This is a genomic window from Streptomyces sp. NPDC060184 (genome assembly GCF_042728795.1).
GTDB lineage: Bacteria > Actinomycetota > Actinomycetes > Streptomycetales > Streptomycetaceae > Streptomyces.
In genome coordinates, this window is record NZ_JBHWYX010000034.1 from 58,450 (window position 1) to 78,338 (window position 19,889).

Here is a 19,889-nt window from a genome sequence, read left to right on the forward strand (position 1 = left end):
CGGGGCGTCAGGGAATGAACTTGTTCTCGTTCTGGGCGAGGTCGATCATAGTGCCGGTCACTCCACCGTCCACCCCGTGCGCCTCCCACTGCTGGTGCAGCCACTTGACGTACGCCCGGTGCTCCCGGTCCTGTCTGTACTTGCTCAGTTCCTCGTCGCTGTCGGTGCGTTTCTCGTCCTGGTCGTACTTCGCGCTGTGGGTGACGTCCATGTTCTCGTCGAAATGCTGCGCCAGCCACTGATCGCAGTACATGTTCGTTTCCTGGCAGGGCTCGCGCTCCGTGTACAACGAGCCGACGTGCGCCTGTTCCTGCGAATGGAGAACCGGATAACCGAGTATGCGCTCGGAATGCACGGGATCGCTGGTGCCGACCAGGATGAACCGCCGGTCCTCCTGGTCGTCGAAGAGGAGTGAGGCGTAGTTCGCACCGCCGCGTCTGTAGATCTCAGGGCGCTCGTGGGCGTTGTAATAGCGGGCGATCTGGGTGGCGCGGGCGAGTTCGCTGGAGCCGGGCGGAATCTTCTCGGAGGTGACGCGCGGAGCGTCCTGACCGCCGTCCTTCACCCCGTACCCCTTCCCGTCGGTGGAGTGCCAGGGGTGCCACGCCTGGCCGCCGTTGAGCACCGAGTGGACGCCGGAGGTGTCGTCCGGGCTCAGCGGGTGCGCGGTCCCGTCCGGCAGGAGCCGTCGTACGGTGCCGTCGGAGTCCAGCAGGTACATCGGCGTGTCACCGGAGCCGCCCTTCTTGCCGTCGATCTTGTCCAGGATGTCCTTGACGTCGTGGTCCGTGCCCTTGAGCGTCTTCGACGTGGCCTTGACGCTGTCGGGGACCGTCTCGGTGACGTGCTTGGCGATCTTCCCGAGGGCGTTCTCCGACCCCTTGAGCGCACCGTGCAGAACGCCGTCGAAGACCTGGGTGAACGGATCGCGGCCCTTGCTCCGCCCGAACGCGCTCCGCGCCCTGGACAGGTGCACGGCCGAGCTCTGCTTCAATTCGCTTCCGTGCGCGGAGACCTTGTCCGCGCCGTCCACGAACTCGACGTGGTCGATGTACGTCACCGAGGCGTAGCCCGTACTGCCGCCGCCGGCCGACGCCAGTTGCAGGCCGTCGTGACCGGCTTTGCCGGCCCCTGTCGTCGTACTGTCGGCCGGGGGTACGGAGAAGGCTCCTTCGGCGAGGTCGAGGACCATGTCCGCGACCATCGCCTCCAGTTTGGCGTTGATCGGCTCGGTCACCTTCGCGAGGACCTCGTCGACGATCCGGTCCACCGCCTCGTCGATGAGCCTCTTCACCAGCTGCCGCATGGCTGCTACCTCGCCGGCGCCGATCAGCGCCGACAGGCCGCCGGTGAATACGGCGAGTCCGGCGGACACGCCCACCGAGGCGGCCATCACGCCCAGTTCGACCTCGGCTTTGGTCTTCAGCGCGAAGATGATGTCCGCGAGGATGTCGCAGGCGTCCGCGAGCAGCCGCGCCAGTTCGGGGAGTTTGTCCAGATGGCTGGTCCGCACCTTCTTCCAGTGCTGCTCCATCGCGTCGACGGCCCAGCCCTGGGAGGAGAGCAGGATGCGGGAGACGGCCCGGTGGGCGTCACCGCTGTGACCCTCGAACTTGTCGGCGAAGTCCCGCATGGCCGTGGCCATTTCGCGGTAGTCGTCCTCGTCGACGTTCGGGAACTTGATTCCGACGAAGTCCAGTACCTCGTCGAGCCAGCCCGGGATCGTGTAGCCCATGGCACCCCCACCCCCCTCGGTCCGCACCTGGACGTGCCCGACGTGATCGACGTGTTCGCCGTGCGTTGAAGCGCGTTGAAGCGGTCGGCGTGTCCGGTGTGGTCGACGCGTTGGACGCGTTGGACGCCCGAAGAGAACCTAGCGACCGGCACCGGGCCCGGCGCAAGGGTGCGGAAGGAGCCATGACAAGAATGCGACATCGAGGAGGCCGCGGAGGCGGTACGGGAGGGCCGTCCGCCCGGAGCTCAGGGCGGACCGCCCTGCGGGGCAGTGCTCACCGCGCCGCTTCGGGAGGACCGTCGGACGGGGCGAGACACATCAAGCTCTCGTCCGTGCCGATGACCAACTCCCCGGCAGAGGTGAGCGCGAGGGCGTTCACCCGGAGGCCGGGACGGAAGGCGCGCGGGGCGGCGCCCTCGGACAGGGCCTGGTGCACCACCAGTCCGTCCGCCCAGGCGGCGGCCAGGAGCGGCCCTGCCTCCGTGGTGGTCGCCGCCAGCGCGGTCACCGGGTGCGGGCGCGCGAGCACGGGCGTCTCCAGCGTCGCACCCCGTAGGGCCCACACCCGGACCGCGCCGTCGACTCCTCCGCTGTACACCAACGGAATTGACGATACGTCAGTTTCGACAGGAGCGGCGCCGGTGGCCGCGAGAGCCGTCACCGCTCCCCGGTGGAGAACGGCGGTGACGGCTTCCGGTCCGTCGCTGTCGCGGCCGTGGCCGTGGCCGGTGAACGCGCGCACCGCTCCCGTCCCGTCGCCCACCGCGAGCACCCCGCCGCAGGCGGCCAGTGCTGTCGCGGCAATGCCCGCCACGTGCGTCCGCGCCGCCTCGACGAGCCGGTCCTCGGCCGACGGGCCGGTGCGCAGGAGGGCGGACAACCCCGCGGTCCCGGCGTTCGGCGTCGTGCTCCGCGTGAAGAGCGAGCCGTGGGCGTCCAGGCCCGTCACCGCTCCGTCCCCGGCCACCACCAACGCCCCCGAAAGCGGGCGCGACGCGGCGAGCCTGCCCACCGGCGACGCGTCCTCACAGTCCAGCACGCGGATTGTTCCCTGATGGTCCGTCATCACCAGGCGTCCGTCGAGCGCCCCGCGGCCCACGGCGAGGGCGCGGGCAGGTCCGGGCCACGGCGGCCGGGCGTCACCCGGAACGCTCCGCCACCGCACGCGCCACCGTGCGCCCACGGCGCACCGGGCGAGCGCCGCCGACAGCCGGGGGTCGGCGTCGTTCCCCAGGGCGGCCAGCAGGACGTTCGCCCGCTCCGGCGCGGCCTGTTCCCGGGTGAGCGAGACACCGGCCCGCAGCCAGGCCGCCCGCAGTCCTCCGTGGGGGTCCGCGGAGGCCTCGTAGCGGGCGGACACCTGCCACGGATCCGCCGTACAGACCGCGGAAGGATCGTTCAGGTCGACAGGGCCGGCAGGCGCGGGTTCCGGCGCGCGCCCGGACGGCTCCGCCGGGACGCGGCGGGGGCGGGCCGCCCACGAGGCGTACCGGGCCGGGTCGGTCCACCGCGCCTCGTCCAGGTCCATCACCGCGCATCCGGTCCCCGCGAGGGTCTGCCTTCCCGGTGTTCCGCTCCGCACCTCGACGATCAGCCGCACATGGTCCGACTCCAGGAGGGCCAGGGCCAGTTCGGCAATGCCTTCGGGCCCTTCGCCGGCGTGCAGGTCGGGCAGCACGACGACGGTGCGCCGGCCGTCACCGGTCAGTGCGTCGACCAGCGCACCGGGGGTCCGGGCCGTCACCGACAACTGGTGCGCGATCGTCCAGGCCGCCGTCGTCGCCGTGCGGCCGGTGAGCGGGACGAAGGCGTGCACGCGTCGCTCCGGTGGTGTCCCGGGCCTCTTCCCGTGGGCGACGAGCCACGCCAGCAGCGCGGACTTCCCGCTCCCCTCGCCGCCGGTGACGAGGCAGAGCCGGGGCGCCTCCGCGTCCGCGAGCCAGGCCAGCAGCGCCGCCGCGGCCGGTTCCCTCCCCGCCGCCGGCCGCGCCCACCTCTGTTCGCTCACGCCCGTCCCGCCTCTCGCGCGGAGTGGAGGATCAGTTCCTTGAGCCCTTCCTCGCGCGAGACCGCGGTGTCCCCGTAGTCGAAGCTGTGCGTGAACTCGGCGTGCGGAAAGGTCGCCTGGAGCCACGCGGAGCAGTAGTGCCCCGGCATCATGCACGGCTCCAGTTCGCAGTAGACCCGGCGTACCCGGTCCGGAGTGACGCCCTGCGCCGACAGCCGTGCCCAGAGCAGTTCCTCGGGATGCGCCCTGCCCGGGGCGGTCCGCTCGGTGGCGATCTCCTTGCCGCCGTTCCGCTCGACGTACTCGAACGCGGCGGAGAACGGAAAGTTGAGCGTGTGCCGCACGTCTTCCAGGACGCGGGGCCACCAGCTCTCGCGGTCCTCGAACGCCTCGGGGTCGAGCCCCCGTATCTCCGCGTCCAGCTCCCGGTACTCCGCCGCCGCGGCTGCCAGGCCCGAGGACGAGACGATCACCGGCAGCCGCCTGTCGAACACCGCCAGCGCGGCGGTGAACGCGCGCGCGTCGGAAGCGACGAAGAGATCCGGCTCCGGGCGGGCGAGGAAGACCGCCTGCACCACGCCGTCGGGCCGTACGCACATCTGCGCCAGCCGGTCGCCGCCGATCCGGACCCAGTCGGCCCGCGGGTCCTCCAGGACGAGGCCGCGGTGACCGGCGAACATCCGCAGGGTGAGGCCGTCGGTCTCACCGGCCGCCGTGAAGTACGGACTCACGTGCAGCGGCACGCCGACCGCCGCCAGCACGTCGCGGGTGGCGTCGGGCAGGGTGGCGTACTGCCGGGGCACGACGATCCGCCGCATTCCCTCGGGGCCGAAGTGGGCAACGGACGGATCCGGGGTTCGCTCGGACATCGGGCTCCCTCGTCACGGCGGTTGGCTGCTGCCTTCACTCTAGGGCGTGGGTCGAAAGTGGCGCCGTCCGCCCGGAGGGCGGGTCCGGCGGGCTCTTCCAGGTCCGCCGCATCTCCTCCACGTCCGCCGCAGCTCTTCCGGGGCCGGGCGGGCCGTCCTCACACCAACGGCAGCGGCACGACGGCCGTGTACACCGTACGGTCCGCCAGTTCGCTCGTGGTGCCGACGGCCGCGCTGAAGGAGGGAGTGATGTCCTCGACCTCCCGGACGAGGACCCTCAGGCGGCCGGGCCCGGCCGGAGCCGTGAGGAGCGGCAGGGGTTCGCCGGTGTGGCCGGACACCGTCGCACCGGCGACACGTGCCCACACGGGGAAGCCCGGCGGTGTTCCGGTGAGCGAGGTGAGGTCGACGGGTGCGCCCGGCAGGTCCGGCGCGTCGCACCGTTCGACCGACGCGAAGACGCGGTTGGGGCGGTTGCCCCGGCGGCTCGGTCCGGTGAGGGCGATCCGCAGGCCGTCGGGTTCCTCCCGGACCTCCAGGTCACGGTCCGGGAGGAGCGGCACCATGTCCGTCCGGACGACACGGGACAGGCTCAGGCCGTCCAGGCTCTCGGGCTGGTAGCGGGCCAGCGCCAGGTGCGCGAAGGGGCAGTACGACGAGGAGGCAGCCCCCGGCATCGCGATGTCGGCGTACCAGCGGCCCTCGTCGTGGAACACCGGGTAGGGAAGAACCCGGACGCGGTGGCCGGTCTCCACGAGCGGCACGTCGACCGGGGCGACGGCACCGGCGAACAGGGACGGGTCGGCCAGCGCCTTCGGGGAGGGCGTCGGATGGATGGGGTCGCGGTTGATCCAGGACACCAGCGGGCGGTCCTCGGCGGGGACGGAGTCCTCGTCGCCGGGCAGCACGATCACCGCGAGGCGTTCCCCTTCCCCCGTGGTGTACCAGGGGCGGCCGAGTTCGACGCGCAGGCGGCCGGCCGAGCGCCTCCGTACGACGCCCCCTCCGGGACCGGGTTCCTCCGACCAGAGAAAGGCGGGGACGGCGGACACGATCACGGGGGGCGGGGGCAGTGCGCTGCTCTTGACCGACACCGGGCCGAGGACGGTGCTCGCGCGGAACCGCTCCTCGTCGTCGGTCGGCGCGAAGCAGTCGCGGAAGCGGCTGATCGCGGTGACCGAGCAGCGGACGTTCCGGTGCTTGGTGTCGCCGAACTCCGGGCGGATCTCGGCCAGCGCGCGTGCTCCGCGGGACACCGCGAGCGGGGTCAGGGGGACCGACGTGGGGACCGGGGCGGCGGTGTCACCCCATTCGTCCCAGTGCGCGCGGATGTCCAGTTGCGCGGTGCTCGGCGTGTGCACGCCGAAGATCCCGTCGTGGGGTTCGAGGACGGCATGGGTGCTGCCGGGGAGCCTCGACGAGGTCAGGGACCCTGACGGGGCGTTGAGCGGGCGGCGGACTGCGTGGACGAGTTCGAGCCGGCGGGGCGGGGTCAGCATGGGGTGCCGGCCCTTGAGGGCGGCCCTGCCCGCGTCGAGGTCGTCGGTGTCGTCGTTGTCCTCCACGCCGTCCGCGTCCGCGTCGCCGTCCGCGTCCGCGTCGCCGTCGGTCTCCGGGTCGCCGTCGGTGTCCGCGGTGACCAGCCGCTTGATCTCGAACCAGTCGAGTTTGTCCTGCAGGACCGTCGAGGTCAGTTCCACCAGCACGCGCTGCCCGGGCGGCACGGAGATCCGTACCGTCGAGGACTCCTCGTCCGGCCCTCCCCCCGGGGTCGTCCAGTTCAGGCCCGCCGGGTCTTCGCGGTCGTCGGCGGGGACGAGCTCGATGTGCTTGGGCGGGTGGTCGGGCCAGGTACCGGCCCAGGGACGGGCGTCGGTGAGGCGGCGGGGCGGACCGGCGGGCTCCGGCATGACCGTGGCGGCGGCTCCGAGGGCGGCCGGGTCGGGGAGCCCGGTGCCCGGTACGGGGGTGATGGCGCGGGCGGCCCGGTCGCGGCCCTCCTGCGCCGGGCCGCTGAGGACCCCGTGCTGCTCGGCGAGCTGGAAGGTCGTCACGGGTGGCGAGCAGGTGCGGTGGTCGTTCGCGGGGTACGCGGGATCGCCCTCGAACTCGTCGGGGCGGAAGTGCCCGTCGGGGGTGGGCGACGTACGGACGACGAGCCGTTCCAGGGTGCCGCCGGGTCCGAGCAGTTCGTGGTCGACGCGGAACGTGCCCGGCTGTCGCGGGTCCTCGACGAGCAGGCCGTCGGGGACCAGCACGTCCGGGGGCGGGACCGGCTCCCACCGGGTGTAGGGGATCTCGTCGGTCGGGCGCGAGGCCGCGAGGCGGTCGTCCGGCTGGATCCCGCCGCCCGCGATGTCGGCGACGCGTGCGCGCAGCTGGTAGGCGCGGCCGAACCGGAGTTCGGGCAGACTCCGCTCGGCGACCTCGACGTGCGCGGCGAACCGGTAGGGGATGCGTTCGGCGGCGAGCGCGGACGGGGTGGACGTCGGCTGGGCACCGTCCAGGGTGGGGCGGGGGACGGCCAGGCTCCAGCCGGTCCAGCCGGCCACGATCTGATCCGTGTGCAGGCCGTCCTCCTTCTTGACCATCATGTCCGGCTTGAGGTGGCCCTCTTCCCGTACCTCGGTCTCCGGGCCCACCGGGCGGTCGTCGATCGTGTACCGGGCGGTGCGGTCCTGCAGGGAGAACCAGGTGTTGCTGTCCTGCGGCCGGACGTCGAGCCGGTATCCGAGGACGAGGTCCTCCGCGCCGAGGACCCGGTCGGCGAGCGACCCGCCCCGCGCGCCGGAACGTCCGCGTTCGCTGCGGTCCGCCAACTGCTGCTCGCGGTCGGTGCGTGCCAGCAGCAGTCCGGCGGACTTCAGCGTGGGCAGCACCAGCGGTTCGTCCGCCGTGTCCCCGTCGTCGGCGGTCACCGTGCCGGCGGTGTCCCGGAGTCTGTCCACCCCTCCGTCGACGTCGACGGTGACGACCTTCCAGGTGTCGGAGTCCGAGAGGTCGACGAATCCGGACCGGATGTCGCCGCCGGAGGCCGGCAGGAAGTGGGTGCCGTCGAACTCGTACGCGGTCCAGGGCGACTCGACGGCGACCGGTGAATCCGGCCAGCTCACCCGGATCCGGGGGTACGGCGGATCGGTGCCCCTGGGCAGCGCGTCGGCCGGCACGTCCAGCCGGACGACCAGTCCCAGCGCCCGCAGGACGTAGGGGTGGTCCCGCAGGAAGGAGACGGCCCGGTGGAAGTCGACCACCGGGAAGTCCGGCTGCCCGACCGGCTGCTCGCCGACGGCGGTGTCCGGTGGGCGGCGCCAGTCCCGCAACTCGTCCCGGACCACCCCCGCGTCCCCCGGGCTGTTCGCCGCCGCCGCGTAGGTGGCGACCAGGGCGTCGTGGTCCCGCAGGGTCGGGCTGACCTCCGGTCTCGGGTACCCCTCGGGCGGCTGCCAGGGAGTGACCTCGATGCCGTGGCCGAAGAAGCCGTGCCAGGTGTCGCTGCGGGCGTCACGGTGCGCCGTGGCCGGGACCGCGCGCTCGGCCTGTCCGGGCTCGCGTATCTCGACGAGCGGGTTCGCCGCGTTGACGGTCGTGGGCCAGTCCTCCATCGGCGTACCGGCCAGTTGCCGCGTCAGCCGGGGAACGACGAGTACGCGCAGCGGTGCGCCGCCCGCCCCGACCCGGCCCCCGGGTACGGCGATCCAGCCGAGTGTGCTCATGACGTCGGTCCTTCCCCGAAGGCGGAGCGGTAGCCGCGCCACTCCTCCGTGGCCGGTCCCACGGGCTGGGCCGGGTCGGCGGGCGCGGGCCGCGGGCGCGGTCCCACCGGTCCGAGCGTGCGCTGCCGCCGGCCTTCTCCGCCGGCCAGCACCCAGTCGCCGGTGTCGAGTTCGACGGACTCGCTGAACAGCGTCAGGTCGATCTCCAGCACCAGCGTGGCTCTGCCGACCAGCTCGTTCGTCGCGCTCCGGTAGGTGAGGGTGATCCTCACTTCGATGGAGACGGTGACCAGTCCGAAGACGCTGACGTGCCCGCCCAGCCGGAGGTAGCCGCTGAGGTCGAGCTGGTCCCCGCTCTTCAGGAGGTGGACTCCGCCCATGGCGTGGACCTCGCCGGTGGCGACCAGGAAGTTCACCGCGACCGAGGCGCCGAATTCGAGCGCGGCCTCCAGCCGTCGCAGACCGGTCCGGTCGAGGACCACTTCGACGTATCCGCCACCGCCGAACATCAGCACGGACAGGTTGAACGGAGCCGCCCGGCTGGCGAAGGCGAGGGAGATCGCGACCGGCCGGTCGTCGAAGGGCACGTCGATCCCGGCGTGGAACACCAGCCCGGTCAACTGGAAGGCTCCCGCGGTCACGTCGGGGACCGGCAGGCTGTAGGAGGCCGAGACCCCGCCGGACGAGGCTTCGATGTGCGGACCGGAGCCCCCGAGGTCGACGCCCTCCTGCAACTCCTTCAGCAGGTTCAGCAGCCCGGAGAACTCCGCCCCGACGCCCTCGACCCCCAGGGTGGGCGGCTGCCCGCCGCTCTGCAGGAAGGTGATGCTGCCGAAGCTCACCTCCAGGAGCTTGCCGCTCCGGTCGGGAAGGGCCAGCGACACGTTCCGCACCGTGCAGCTGATGGTCTGTCCCTCCGGCGCCATCAGGACGTCGAGGTCCAGCACCGAGTCGTCGCCGGTGACGAACGACCCTTCGTCGGTGCCGAGTTCCACGCCGTGCCATTGCAGGGTGATCCGCGGAGGGCCGCCCGCCGTCGCGTCGCTCAGGATCGTCGGCGGTTCCTCGAGCCCGGTCGCGTCGATGAGGTCGGACAGGTGGTACCCGAGGAGCGTCGCTCCGTCGCCGAGGATCTTCTTGGGGTCCAGGTGGCCACCGGCCCGGTCGAGCAGACCAGCCACGTTGACCGGTCCGTTCAGCCGGGAGATGCCGTCCGCGACGATGTCGGGCGCCACGATGCCGCCGCTGCGCGCGGTGTTCCGGGCGAAGTCGGTGACGAGCGCCTCCGCCCCCTCGGGTACTTCGAACGGGACCTCCACATCGGGCACCGAGTCGAGCAGGGCGGAGCTGAGGGCCAGCCGCATCGCAGGCCGGTCCGCGCCGACCAGCGCCCGCACCGCCGGAAGCGCGGTGTCGAACGCCCAGCGGTCCACGCCCGGCCGACGCCGCCCGCCCGGCCGCCGCCGCCCGCCCGGACCGCGCCGCTCGTCCGGACCGGGCGCCGTCCCGAGCCGCGGGCGGAACCCGCCGTCGTGCGGGGTACCCACGACATGCAGGCGCTCCACCTCGCAGACGTCCTGCTCCACGGGCGCGTTCGACCGGACGAGGTCGATCCGGGCGCCGTGCGCCGCCACGGCCCCGTCGCCCACCTCCCGGTACGCCTCCGCCAGCCTGCGCGCGATCCCGCTGTCGGTGAGGGAGTTGAAGGGCGGGGTGAACAGTCCCTGGGGGCGGTCGATGTCCGACACGAAGACCAGGGGCATGGCCAGGTGGACGTCACCGGCCCGGCCCGCCGCACGGACCGGGAAGTCGACGGGTACACCGCCGACACGCGGCACGATGTAGACGGGGAGCGGAACGACCCCACCGTGCGGCAGGGCGTCGATCTGCGCGTCGATGTGCGCGATCTGCTCCTGGAGGTCCAGGTAGGAACGCGCCGCCGAGGAGCGGGTGACGGGGGGCTCCGGGTCCTCGGGGCCGAACGACGCGTCGTCGAGAGGTTCGTCGGCGTCGGAGGTGACACCGGCCGCGAGGTCCTCGACCGGAGGTTCGCCTCCGCCCGGTCCCATGTCACCGTACAACGTCTCGTAGAGGTCTGCGGCGCGGGCCGACCACTGGCCACGGGTCTCCAGGAGGCCGGTCAGTTCGGGTACGGGGAAGTCCTGGGTCCCCCACGGCTCGCTGTCGAGCCCCTCGTACACCGTGCGCTCGATCTCCACCTCGTGGAAGGGGAACGCCGCCCGGAGTGCGGTGTCGGCCGGTTCGCTCCGGACGGGTTCGGTGACCTTCAGAATCGTCGACTTCCGCAGGTGCGCCACGGCCCCGTCGCGGGTTCCCTCGAAGACGCGCTCCGTCAGCTCGACGAACTCGGCCCGGTGACCGAAGGGATACAGCACCCCTTTGGCCGCCGTACGGACGTACCGGTCGCGGCCGAGCGCGGCCAGGTGCTCCCACTCGAACGTGTCCCAGGATCCGGCGGCGGTCAGCGAGCCGCCCAGTGAGCTCAGGGTGAGCCGGTCGATCCGCGCGGTCGGCTCCTCCAGCATGATCCGGGCGCGTGAGCCCCCGCGCAGCGCCACGGGGAACGGGTCGTCGGAGGTCATGTCGACCGGGTGCAGGCGCAGGCCGGCCGGTGCGCCCGCGGCCGTGTCCTGCGCCGCGACGGTCGTCTGCCAGAGGCCGACGGTGCTCGCCTCGGACCTGACGGCGCCGGCCGGATGCGTGGCGCGGGCGTCCAGCCCCTCCGGCGGGTGCGGGGAGAGCACCAGCCCGTAGGGGATCTCGATCGCCGTCTTCTCGTCCGTGACCCCGTTCGCCGGCACCAGACGGCCACGGCGTACGGCGTCCAGGACCCCTTCGGCCGTCAGCCGGACCGGAGGATCGTCCGCCCCGAATCCCACCACGAGCCTGCTGGCCCCCGCCAGGGCTGCCTGCCAGGTGGGGAACCCGCCCGTCAGGGACGGGTCCACCGCGGGCACGGCAGGCCCTCGGCCCGCGACGACCTCCTCGACCACGTGCTGCGGAGGGAAGAGGATCGTCAGTTCCGCCGCCGGACCCGGCACCAGTTCGGCCGGTCCGCCCGCAGGGGTCCGGAGGTCGAAACCGCTCCAGCGCACTCCGAGGAGGACCAGGTCGTCCGGTCTGATCAGCAGCATGTCGGGATCGGCCGGCAGGGGGTTCATGAACTGCGGCTCCGGCGCAGGCTCGGTGGGGAACAGCTCCGCCGACTCCCCGGTCAGCGGCACCGGCTCCCCCATGCCGCCCTGCGGGTCGAGGGCGAAGTCCTGTCGGCTGAAGCCGCCGCCGGTGGCACGCACCAGTACCTCGGCGTGCTCCCCGGTCGACCAAGCGGTGGGCGGGAACGGGGAGGTCACGATCCCGGACGGGCCGCGCCAGGCGGCGGGCCGTCCCGGAACCGCGGGTTCCAGGACCCAGCGCACGGTCCCGTCGTTCTTCGTCCCGGCCACCAGCAGGAGAAGTTCGGGGCCGAACGTGACGAGGTGCACGTCCCGGGCGGCGATCCGCCGGGAAGCGGTGAGCTCCATGCCCAGCCGTTCCTCGGCGTCGAACCAGCGGACGCCGTCCCAGCCCCAGTGCAGTGGCACCCCGTCCGTCCGCACCGCGAAGAGGTCGAGCCGTCGAGGCTCGTACGAGGCCACGGTGGGCCTGCCCGAGAGCGACTGACCGCCTCGCGCCTCGGTGTTCCAGCGGTTCTCCGCCCACCACCAGTGCCGCAACGCGCCGTCGCTGTCGACGGCGAACACGTCGAGCGCGCCCGGCGCACGGCTGATGGCGGCCGGCCGGGAGGCCGCCACGTCCGGGGTCAGCCTCCGCGGTGCGCTCCAGCCACGGACACCGAGCGTCCATTGCCTGACGCATCCCTCGACCCCGAGGGCGAAGAGCTGGAGCCCTCCGGCGTGGACGATCTCCGGATCGGTCACACAGAAACCGGGCAAGGTCTCCTCGGTGGGCGGTCCCAGCAGCTGGGCATGGTCAGCGTCCGGCCAGGACCAGTCGACGATCCTGACCCCCGACCGCCCGAGCAGGTGCAGACGTCCGTCCCCGCCCACGGTCACCACCGGATCGGAGTCGAAGTGGCCTCCGAGCGGCTCGGGGCCGGACATGACGACGCCCTCGAAGACCTCGTAGTGCTCCACCGTCCCGTCGTCCCCGCGGACGAAAGCGGCGAACTCACCGAGATCCCAGGGATGCACGGCCACCCGGTGATGGAAAGCCGAACGATCGAAGTCGGTCACGACGCTGACATCTCCCAACGGAGAGCGGGAGGCGGGTCCAGGCGGGTCGAGAGCGAGCGGCGCAGGCCACCGGCTCACGCCGACGACAGGCGGCGGTACTCACGACAGCTGACCTGACGAGCCATCAACTTGCTTGAGGAGCGTGGAACTCACCCCGTGGGCCGGGCCCGCTTCCCCGGCGAGCGACTCCTTCGGGTCAGGGCAGAGGCCAGACGACGATTCCTGGGCGACACGTGGGTCCGCCGCACGCGACGGAAGAGCCGCGGGCCGCCCCCGTTCACGGTGAGGGACCTCGTGAACGGCGCGTCCTCGGCAACGCTGAAGGTGCACATGTTCGACCCGCTGGTCGACACGTCGCCCGACAGCGTGGTGGTGGCGGTGACGGTCACCGAACCCGGCGAGGGATAGGCGGCGACCAGGTAGAGCGTCTGCGTGGCGGTCGTGTCGCTCTGCGGCGCCATCGACTCACGACGGACCTCGGACGCGGTGTTCCCTTCCGAATCGGCCAGTTCACAGACGACTTCCACGATGATCGGGTCGTCCGTGTCGTTGACGATCTCGTACCAATGGGAGCTGCTCAGCGACACGTTGGTGTCCACCGTCGCCGCTCCCGGGCACGTTGGGCCTGCGGCTGCTCCGCCGTACGGCATGATCTCTCCTCGGCTCGTACGTATCTCCGGACCGGCTCTCCGGACGCCCCGTTCTCCTGAACTGCTCTCCGGATTCGCCCTCGGCACCGCCTCCGCCCGCACCAACCCGCCGGCTCGGACCACGCTCGCTCTCCCGACTCGGACCCGCCGACTCAGACCGCGGCCACGACGGGAACGCAGAGGAACGTCGTGTGCCCCACTCCGAGGTCGTTGGCCAGCGTCACGGTGAGCCGGTAGTCCCCGACCGGAAACGGCCCCACCTGGGGCTCCATCAGCGGGCCCGCTTCGCCCGAGAGCAGATCCGGTTCGGCGAAGTCCGCCGGATCTCCGTCAACGTCACTGTCGAATACAGCCTCGTGTTCGACGTCGTCGGAACCGGGGCAGCCTTCCGGAATCCTCTCGACGAGCAGACGGTCGACGAAGGACGGAAGGTCTTGGGCACTGACGTTGAAAGCCACCCACTCGACCCGGAACGACTCATCATCGTGGATGATCGAAATGCTCGGGGTGATGGGATTCTCACCATTGGCGAAAACGACGCCGACCATGGCTGCTCCCGTGAAGCGGCAATGTACTCGGAGGTTTGCGACCGGTCCCATTTTATCTTCGTTCGGCGGTTCGCGTCATGTGGAGGCAGGGGCCCGAGATCCCTCCCCGACCGTCACTCCGATGACGCGCCGAGCCGCCGAGAGCTGCCTCCGTCCCGTACGAGTTCCGCCTGCTGACATCTCCGCGGCCGACACCGCCCCGGGCACGCGCGCAATCACGACCACCGGTTTCCGGACACCTCGGCGAGCGAGCACCGCGTGCGGGGAAGCGCCGGCGCGTGACGGAGTCGGGGAAGAGGGTGGCAGGTGATGCAGCCGCGTCAATAGAGTGACGGGATGGGACTCTTCAAGCGGAACAAGGCGACGTCCGGCCTGCTCCTCGTGTCCGACAGGGGCATCCAGCAGGTGAAAACCGCGTCGTACGGGATGGATCTCGTGCAGGAGGTCGCTCGTCTTCTCGGTTCGGAGCACATACGCTCCACCAAGCTCGGCGAGGAGCTCACCCTCTGGTACGCCGAGGACGGCCCGGGGCGGGCACGTTCCGGCCCGCCCAACCCCGTGGCCAGCCGGCTCGCGGCCGAGCACGGCGCGGCGCCCGTCACCGGTCCCGCGGTCGTCGCCGGTCCGCTGCTGTACGGCAGCCCGTACCCTCTGGGCGCCGAGGAGATCACGCAGGTCTCGGGGCGCCTGCACACATAGCCGCGGTTCAGCCGGCCAGGGCCGCCACGATGCGGGGCAGGAGTACGGCGTTGGCGCTGCCGAGGGACACCCTCACCGCCTGCTGCCTGCCCCGCTCATGAATCCACACCAGGCCGTCCGCGACTTTGACGTCGGTGAGCGAACCCCAATCGGCCTCCATGACCCCGCGCAGGGTGAGCCCGCCGCGGTGCACGCGCATCTCACCTATGGTGAACGACCCGCCGCACCGGATCAGGTCGAGACGCTGCGCGAGCAGCCGGGGCTCGAGGACGCGCTGTGCGAACTCGACCAGGGCCAGCCACGCTTCGGGGGCTTCCGCCCGCTTTCCGCCCCTGCTCCAGGTCAGATCCTCCAGGCTCTTCGGTGAGTTCCCGTACGTGCCCACGCCGAACGTGTACGTGTTGGTGTACATGGAGGGGAACAGGAAGCCCTGGTGTTTGGTCCGCGAGACGGGATACCGGACCCACTCGATCTTCTCCCAGGTCAGCGAATCACCGCCGTACGTGATCCGCTGCTGGTCGGCGACCACGTGTGTCGTCCAGCCGACCAGATCGTCCACGAAGGGGCGCTCGGGGGCCTCCTGGCGCGGGGGTGCGGATCGCGGCGGCGCCGTGTGCGGGAATGCCGTGCGGCTGCCGTTCGCCCCGGCGTAGGCCCGCAGCCACGCGGGTACCCCGGCCCGCGGGTAGGCGGCGAGGTCGTTGCGGTAGTGCCCGGGGGCGAGCAACTGCCCTTCGGGGAGCCGCTCGTCGCCGTAGTCGTACTGGGTGGAGACCTGGGCTTGGCCGCCGGGCCCCTTGGTGACGGCGACCGTCAGACGCAGCCACGGTCCGGCCGGCATCTCGGCCGCGAGGTGGCGCTGGCGGCGTAAGAGCAGGGCTACTTGCTCCGGCACGCGTGCCTCTACGGGCCGTTCGTGGTGCCAGAAGCACAGATCGGCCGTCTCTGCGGAGACGGCGCAGGAGAATGCCGCCACCATGCGGTCCCACCGCGGTGGTCCGCACAGCGCCAGCCGGCGGACGATCTCGTCGGTCAGCGCGGTCACACGGGCCGCCGTCACGTCCTCGGGAGGGGTGCCGACGACGGTGAAGTCGGTGATCGCGCCCGGCTGCCCGGACCGGCCATCGAGGCGCTCGAACTCCGCCTTGAGGTCGTTCGTGAACGCCTCCTCGGCGGACGCACGCCGTACGAAGGCCTCCTCCGCGGTGAACAGGGCGTCGGCCTGTCCGGGCGGGATCGCGGAGGTGACCTCCTTGATGCGACCCGTGTCGCCGACCAGGAACACCGAACGGCCGACGGGCATGTCGAGGAAGGCCATGGGATCGCTGTCGTCGACGTCGACGGGCCCGTACACGCTCCAGCCCGCGGCGAACCGATCGGCGACCAGGCCCTGGGTCGGGTAGTCCAGGCCGCCGGCGGCGATGTGTTCCTGGACCAGGGCGATGGCGCGCCGTTCGTCGATGCGTCCGCCGGCACCGGGCTGCGGAGCCCTGCCCAGCGGATGGTTCGGGTCCGCCCCGTCCGGGCCCGGGTAGTGGTGGGTGAGCTCGAACCACAGGCGCATCTCGTCGGTGGTCACCGCGTCGGTTCCGGGGCTCACAGCGTCCCACGTGCCTCCGGGGTCGCGGGCATAGAGCCCGACGGACTCCCCCTGGGAGACGGTCACGTAGTCGCAGGCATGGAGATCCCCGTACGCGGCGACCACGGTGAGCGATGGCGCGGCGGGGCGCTCCTCGCGGGCGATCACCCTGCCGTCCACGCGCGTCGCGGACAGAACATGGCGGGGCATGAGCACCACTCCCTTGCAGACACGGGGCACGACCGTAGCCCAAGGCGACCATCCTGGTGAAGAAGGGGGTCCGTTGCGGAGCCGCCGCCTCAAGCGATGAAAACGCCGCCACAACACCGTTCACATGATCTGCCCCACCCCACCAGGCCCTCCGTGGAAGACGCATTCGCCGCCGTATGCGGACTCGCACCGTACGCTTCGCAGGTCCTGGTACTGGTTCCCGAGCTCGATTTCCCCCCGTTCACGACCGCTGCCGTATGGGCGCAACCGTCAGCAGCCCGCATCCGTACGCCTTGCCCCGCCCGATACCGGTGGCGAGCTTTTCCCGAAGCAGGCCGGCGTCGAGGACTCTGGCCGTCCCGTCGAATTGAGTACGGGAGTGCTGGACTCGCTGCCTTGCTGCGGGATCCTTGGCACCTCGGGAGCCGCGTACCGTGGTGAGCGGGTGAGCATCGATGTGCAGCGGTTCCAAACCGGCCGCGGTGGACTGGCGTTCCCACCACTCAATGGCGGCATTGCCGCTCAGGGCCACAACCGGCGGAAGCTTGTACGTCTCCCGCGAGGCCGCCCCGGGTTTGCGCACGGGACTGGCCACACAGCGGTAGTTGACGATAGTCCCCTTGTCCAGCGTCGCCAACAGGCCGTCGAGGGAGCGTGGTTCGACGTTGCCGTAGGCGTCCGGGAGGCGGGAGGGGTCGGGCACCACGTGGCTCTGCAGAAGGATCTGCGGTCCACGTGGGGTCTCCTCGGCACGGAACAGGACTCCGAACGCGGCCCGGGCCGGGCCTTCGACCCCGTCGGGGAACATCTGCAGCACGCGTTGGTGCAATCGGATGCCTTGATCGCTGCCGCCGAGGTCCCGGCGGGCCTCGCGAGAATGGGGCGAGGGCACGATGCGGGTCAGCCACAAAGTCACCGGGTGTTCCTCTCCGGCTCGGTGAAGTGGGTGTCGATGTAGCTTTGGAGATTCTGAAGGTAACCGGTCCCGAAGCCTCGGTAGGTGGCATCCGGCAGGGTTACGGCACGCCGGTACAGCGGGCGGGGCCGGTGCTGGCGCTCCAGCGGTGCGAACGACACTGGTTCGTCGGTGACTTCGCCGCTGTGGTGGTTGCCATCACCGCTGTCCGCGGCGCCTGAGTCCACGGGGAGCTCACCGAGCGGTCTGTCGCCGTAGAACTCGATCGGCTGCGGCCCTCCGCGCGGTCTCTTTGCGGCCAGAGGTATCCGTACCAGGTGGCGCAGGGGATCTTCCACGGTTCCCAGCAGGATCGGGCCCTCCGGCGGGCAGGACCGGCGGCCGAGAAAGAGAGGCCAGCGCGGGTCGCGCAGAGCGGCAGCGCATGAGTGCAGCAGCGCTTCGTCGTCGGACGTGAGCGCGAGGGTGAAAACGGCGTCGGCCAGGTACTGGCGCCTCGATACCAGAGTGCTCTTGCCCTCGGTCCGGTGTTTTCCGTCGACGGTGACCACCGTCGCGTCGGCGGGCAGCCCGCCGCCGACGGTGTGGAAGTCGGACAGGACGACGCCGGGTCGGTCGACGCGCACCGTCATCGACAGCGTCGCGAGATCGTCCAAGGGTGCCTGACGCGCTCGCCCGAGGCCTGCGGCCAACATGCCCACGACACCGGACCGGGTGGGAAACCGGGCGGTGTCCCGACGCAGGTACTTGCTGTGCGTGCCCCAGGACTGAAGTGGGCCTGCCAGGCGCAACAGCAGCCCGCGGGAGGATCCTTCGGTCACTGCGGGACCTCGGCGAGAGCGACTTCAACGGCGGCGGTGACGAGGGCTTCGAAGGACGAGTAGCGCTTGCCGAGGTGCTCCAGCTTTTCGAATCGGAGGGCAGCATGTGCCGCGTGCAGAACGCGGTCGGGGCCGAGGAGCGTGTTCGCGGCCTTGGAGTAGGCGTCGATGCCTTCCACTGAGCGCCCGACGTATCCACCGTGTTCGGCAGACCGTACGGGTTCCTCGAAGGCTGCGGCGAACGACAGCGGCCGGTCGGAGCGGACCGCCACGTGCACCAGGTGCGGGGGCGTGTGCGGGGCGGTGGAGTTCTTCTTCGCCCGCGGCAGCGACTCGATGAAGGAGAGAAGGAACTGGCCGGCGAGCTTGCGGGCGGTCTCGAGGGCGATGTGGCTGTCGTCGCTCAGGTTCTTGATGAGTTCCTTGAGATCGACGGTGGCGAACCGGTAGAAGGTGCCGGTACTGAACTCGGCGGTGCCCATGTGGCCGCTGCCGGTCTCATCGTCCCTCGCCTCGGTGACATCGTCGACGGCAGCGAAGTAGTCGAGTTCGATCTCGGTGGTGTGCGTGGTGAATACGTGGGCGACCTGGACGGCGCCGTCCACACCGGCGTCGTCGACCTCGGCGAGCATACGGCCGAAGAGGTTGATGACGCCGTTCCTCTTGAGGAGGACTTTGTCGACCTTCCCCTTCAGAGCGCTCTCGGGTTTGCTCCTTCCCTTGCCGGTGAAGTCGGTCGTCAGCGCGTCCTTGTGGGCTTCAGCGATGTCCGCCAGTTCCTCGACCGCGTCTTCGGGGAGGTAGACGAGCGCGTTGGTCAGGACCTTGTTCGTGATGGGCTGCTTGTCCTTCCCCTTGGCCACCTCCCACTTGATGCTGCTCCCGGCCGCGACGTGCGCACCGGCACGGCCGGCCAGCGCCTCGTCCCACCCGCGCCCGCAGAGCACCTCGGCGACCCGTTCGCCGATGCGGCGTGTGCGCAGCGCGTTGTCGCCGAGTGCTTCCTGGAAGTGCTCGCGGATGGCCCGCTTCCAGGACTGGCTGGAGACGCGGGTGCGCAGGGCGTCGCCGTACAGCATGGTTTTCACCGAGTTGGTGTCGTCCCGGTTGAGGTTCGCGTAAGGAACGGGTTGGACGACGTGGATGTCGATGAAGCGGGGTTGGGGGTTCATCAGGGATCTCCTGTGGGTGAGAGGGTCGTCAGTCCTGGTCGACGCGGGCGGTGATCCGGTAGAAGTCCTGCAGCCAGCGGCGGCTGATGCGCCCGGACTGGTAGGGCCAGGCGATGAGGTCTGACAGCAACTGCCCCCAGTCGATGGTCGCGCTGGTGGTGCGTACCTGATTCACGGCGGCCGGCAGGTGGAGGTGGATGCCGCGGACGCTCTGCCGCGTCAGGAGGTTGACTCGGCTCTCCGCGGCGCTCATCCGCATGGAGGTGCCCTGGGCGACGACGGCGCAGCCCAGACTGGCGCCGAAGGAGGGGCCGTACGGGGTGGGCGGGGGCGGGGCGGCCACCTCGCCCGGCTCTCCGTCCGCCTCCGGAATCTGCTTCTCCACCACCTCTGGTCCGTCCGCGGTGGCTTCGTCGTCCACGTGGTCGGACGCGAAGGCGTGTCGGGGCTGGGCCGCGATCAGCGAGGCCACCGTGTAGTGGGCCTGCGCTGCTTTCTCGTCGCACCCTTCCGGCAGTCGCGGCGTCAGCAGCCGGTGCATGGCGCGTGTGCGCGGGTGGTTCATGTCGCGGCGGAGGCCCGCGCGCAGTGCCGCACGGGCACCGGGGTCTGTGCGGCACAGGTATTCGATGTGTTCGGTGAATGCCGCGTACGCGGCGCGATTCGTTTGGCGCTTGCTCGCTTCAGGAGCTGGTGAGGTCATGCCTGTCCTT

The 19,889-nt window shown here is 71.2% G+C and carries 13 protein-coding genes; 1 reads left to right on the plus strand and 12 read right to left on the minus strand.

What is annotated here, in order from left to right:
• Nucleotides 1–7: 7 nt before the first annotated feature.
• From ACFWEE_RS22380 to ACFWEE_RS22410, 7 genes are all read right to left on the minus strand, one after another.
• The gene (locus ACFWEE_RS22380; RefSeq protein ID WP_386891498.1) at nucleotides 8–1,735 is read right to left on the minus strand and encodes a nucleic acid/nucleotide deaminase domain-containing protein; all 1,728 of its coding nucleotides are present in this window, start codon (nucleotides 1,733–1,735) and stop codon (nucleotides 8–10) included.
• A gap of 274 nt (nucleotides 1,736–2,009) precedes the next feature.
• The gene (locus tag ACFWEE_RS22385) at nucleotides 2,010–3,743 is read right to left on the minus strand and encodes a hypothetical protein (RefSeq protein WP_386891499.1); all 1,734 of its coding nucleotides are present in this window, start codon (nucleotides 3,741–3,743) and stop codon (nucleotides 2,010–2,012) included.
• Nucleotides 3,740–4,612 (minus strand): nucleic acid/nucleotide deaminase domain-containing protein, encoded by an 873-nt coding sequence (locus ACFWEE_RS22390; protein ID WP_386891501.1) that lies wholly within the window; start codon nucleotides 4,610–4,612, stop codon nucleotides 3,740–3,742. The genes ACFWEE_RS22385 and ACFWEE_RS22390 overlap by 4 nt, the downstream gene beginning before the upstream one ends.
• A 158-nt stretch (nucleotides 4,613–4,770) precedes the next feature.
• Nucleotides 4,771–8,325, minus strand: coding sequence for a hypothetical protein (locus ACFWEE_RS22395; RefSeq protein ID WP_386891503.1), 3,555 nt, complete (start codon nucleotides 8,323–8,325; stop codon nucleotides 4,771–4,773).
• The gene (locus tag ACFWEE_RS22400; RefSeq protein ID WP_386891505.1) at nucleotides 8,322–12,545 is read right to left on the minus strand and encodes a hypothetical protein; all 4,224 of its coding nucleotides are present in this window, start codon (nucleotides 12,543–12,545) and stop codon (nucleotides 8,322–8,324) included. The genes ACFWEE_RS22395 and ACFWEE_RS22400 overlap by 4 nt, the downstream gene beginning before the upstream one ends.
• A 185-nt stretch (nucleotides 12,546–12,730) precedes the next feature.
• Nucleotides 12,731–13,180, minus strand: coding sequence for a hypothetical protein (locus tag ACFWEE_RS22405; RefSeq protein WP_386891507.1), 450 nt, complete (start codon nucleotides 13,178–13,180; stop codon nucleotides 12,731–12,733).
• Between the two features lie 203 nt (nucleotides 13,181–13,383).
• Nucleotides 13,384–13,779, minus strand: a complete 396-nt coding sequence (locus tag ACFWEE_RS22410) for a hypothetical protein (protein ID WP_386891509.1) — start codon at nucleotides 13,777–13,779, stop codon at nucleotides 13,384–13,386.
• 336 nt (nucleotides 13,780–14,115) lie between these two features.
• Between ACFWEE_RS22410 and ACFWEE_RS22415 the strand changes: the two genes are divergently transcribed.
• Nucleotides 14,116–14,478: a hypothetical protein gene (locus ACFWEE_RS22415; RefSeq protein ID WP_386891510.1), complete on the plus strand. Its 363-nt coding sequence runs from the start codon at nucleotides 14,116–14,118 to the stop codon at nucleotides 14,476–14,478.
• A gap of 7 nt (nucleotides 14,479–14,485) precedes the next feature.
• Here ACFWEE_RS22415 and ACFWEE_RS22420 read toward each other — a convergent pair whose 3' ends face one another.
• The 5 genes from ACFWEE_RS22420 to casB all read right to left on the minus strand — a co-directional run bounded on the left by ACFWEE_RS22420 (nucleotide 14,486) and on the right by casB (nucleotide 19,879).
• A complete protein-coding gene (locus ACFWEE_RS22420) occupies nucleotides 14,486–16,267 on the minus strand; it encodes a hypothetical protein (protein WP_386891512.1) in 1,782 nt (593 codons plus the stop codon).
• A gap of 241 nt (nucleotides 16,268–16,508) precedes the next feature.
• A complete protein-coding gene (gene cas6e, locus ACFWEE_RS22425; RefSeq protein ID WP_386891513.1) occupies nucleotides 16,509–17,183 on the minus strand; it encodes a type I-E CRISPR-associated protein Cas6/Cse3/CasE in 675 nt (224 codons plus the stop codon).
• Complete coding sequence (cas5e, locus tag ACFWEE_RS22430) at nucleotides 17,180–18,004, minus strand: type I-E CRISPR-associated protein Cas5/CasD (protein ID WP_386891514.1); 825 nt, start codon at nucleotides 18,002–18,004, stop codon at nucleotides 17,180–17,182. Before cas5e ends, cas6e begins: the two co-directional genes overlap by 4 nt.
• Nucleotides 18,001–19,176 carry a type I-E CRISPR-associated protein Cas7/Cse4/CasC gene (gene cas7e / locus ACFWEE_RS22435; protein ID WP_386891515.1) on the minus strand — a complete coding sequence of 392 codons (1,176 nt, stop codon included), beginning with the start codon at nucleotides 19,174–19,176 and terminating at the stop codon, nucleotides 18,001–18,003. The genes cas5e and cas7e overlap by 4 nt, the downstream gene beginning before the upstream one ends.
• A gap of 28 nt (nucleotides 19,177–19,204) precedes the next feature.
• Nucleotides 19,205–19,879 carry a type I-E CRISPR-associated protein Cse2/CasB gene (casB, locus tag ACFWEE_RS22440; RefSeq protein WP_386891517.1) on the minus strand — a complete coding sequence of 225 codons (675 nt, stop codon included), beginning with the start codon at nucleotides 19,877–19,879 and terminating at the stop codon, nucleotides 19,205–19,207.
• Nucleotides 19,880–19,889: the final 10 nt, after the last annotated feature.

Bases quoted from the DNA above. Each gene is read 5' to 3' on its own strand.
- ACFWEE_RS22390 (WP_386891501.1), bottom strand. From the start codon at position 4,612: ATGTCCGAGCGAACCCCGGATCCGTCCGTTGCCCACTTCGGCCCCGAG.
- ACFWEE_RS22415 (WP_386891510.1), top strand. From the start codon at position 14,116: ATGGGACTCTTCAAGCGGAACAAGGCGACGTCCGGCCTGCTCCTCGTG.
- cas7e (WP_386891515.1), bottom strand. From the start codon at position 19,176: ATGAACCCCCAACCCCGCTTCATCGACATCCACGTCGTCCAACCCGTT.
- ACFWEE_RS22420 (WP_386891512.1), bottom strand. From the start codon at position 16,267: ATGCCCCGCCATGTTCTGTCCGCGACGCGCGTGGACGGCAGGGTGATC.
- ACFWEE_RS22395 (WP_386891503.1), bottom strand. From the start codon at position 8,325: ATGAGCACACTCGGCTGGATCGCCGTACCCGGGGGCCGGGTCGGGGCG.
- ACFWEE_RS22410 (WP_386891509.1), bottom strand. From the start codon at position 13,779: ATGGTCGGCGTCGTTTTCGCCAATGGTGAGAATCCCATCACCCCGAGC.
- casB (WP_386891517.1), bottom strand. From the start codon at position 19,879: ATGACCTCACCAGCTCCTGAAGCGAGCAAGCGCCAAACGAATCGCGCC.
- ACFWEE_RS22380 (WP_386891498.1), bottom strand. From the start codon at position 1,735: ATGGGCTACACGATCCCGGGCTGGCTCGACGAGGTACTGGACTTCGTC.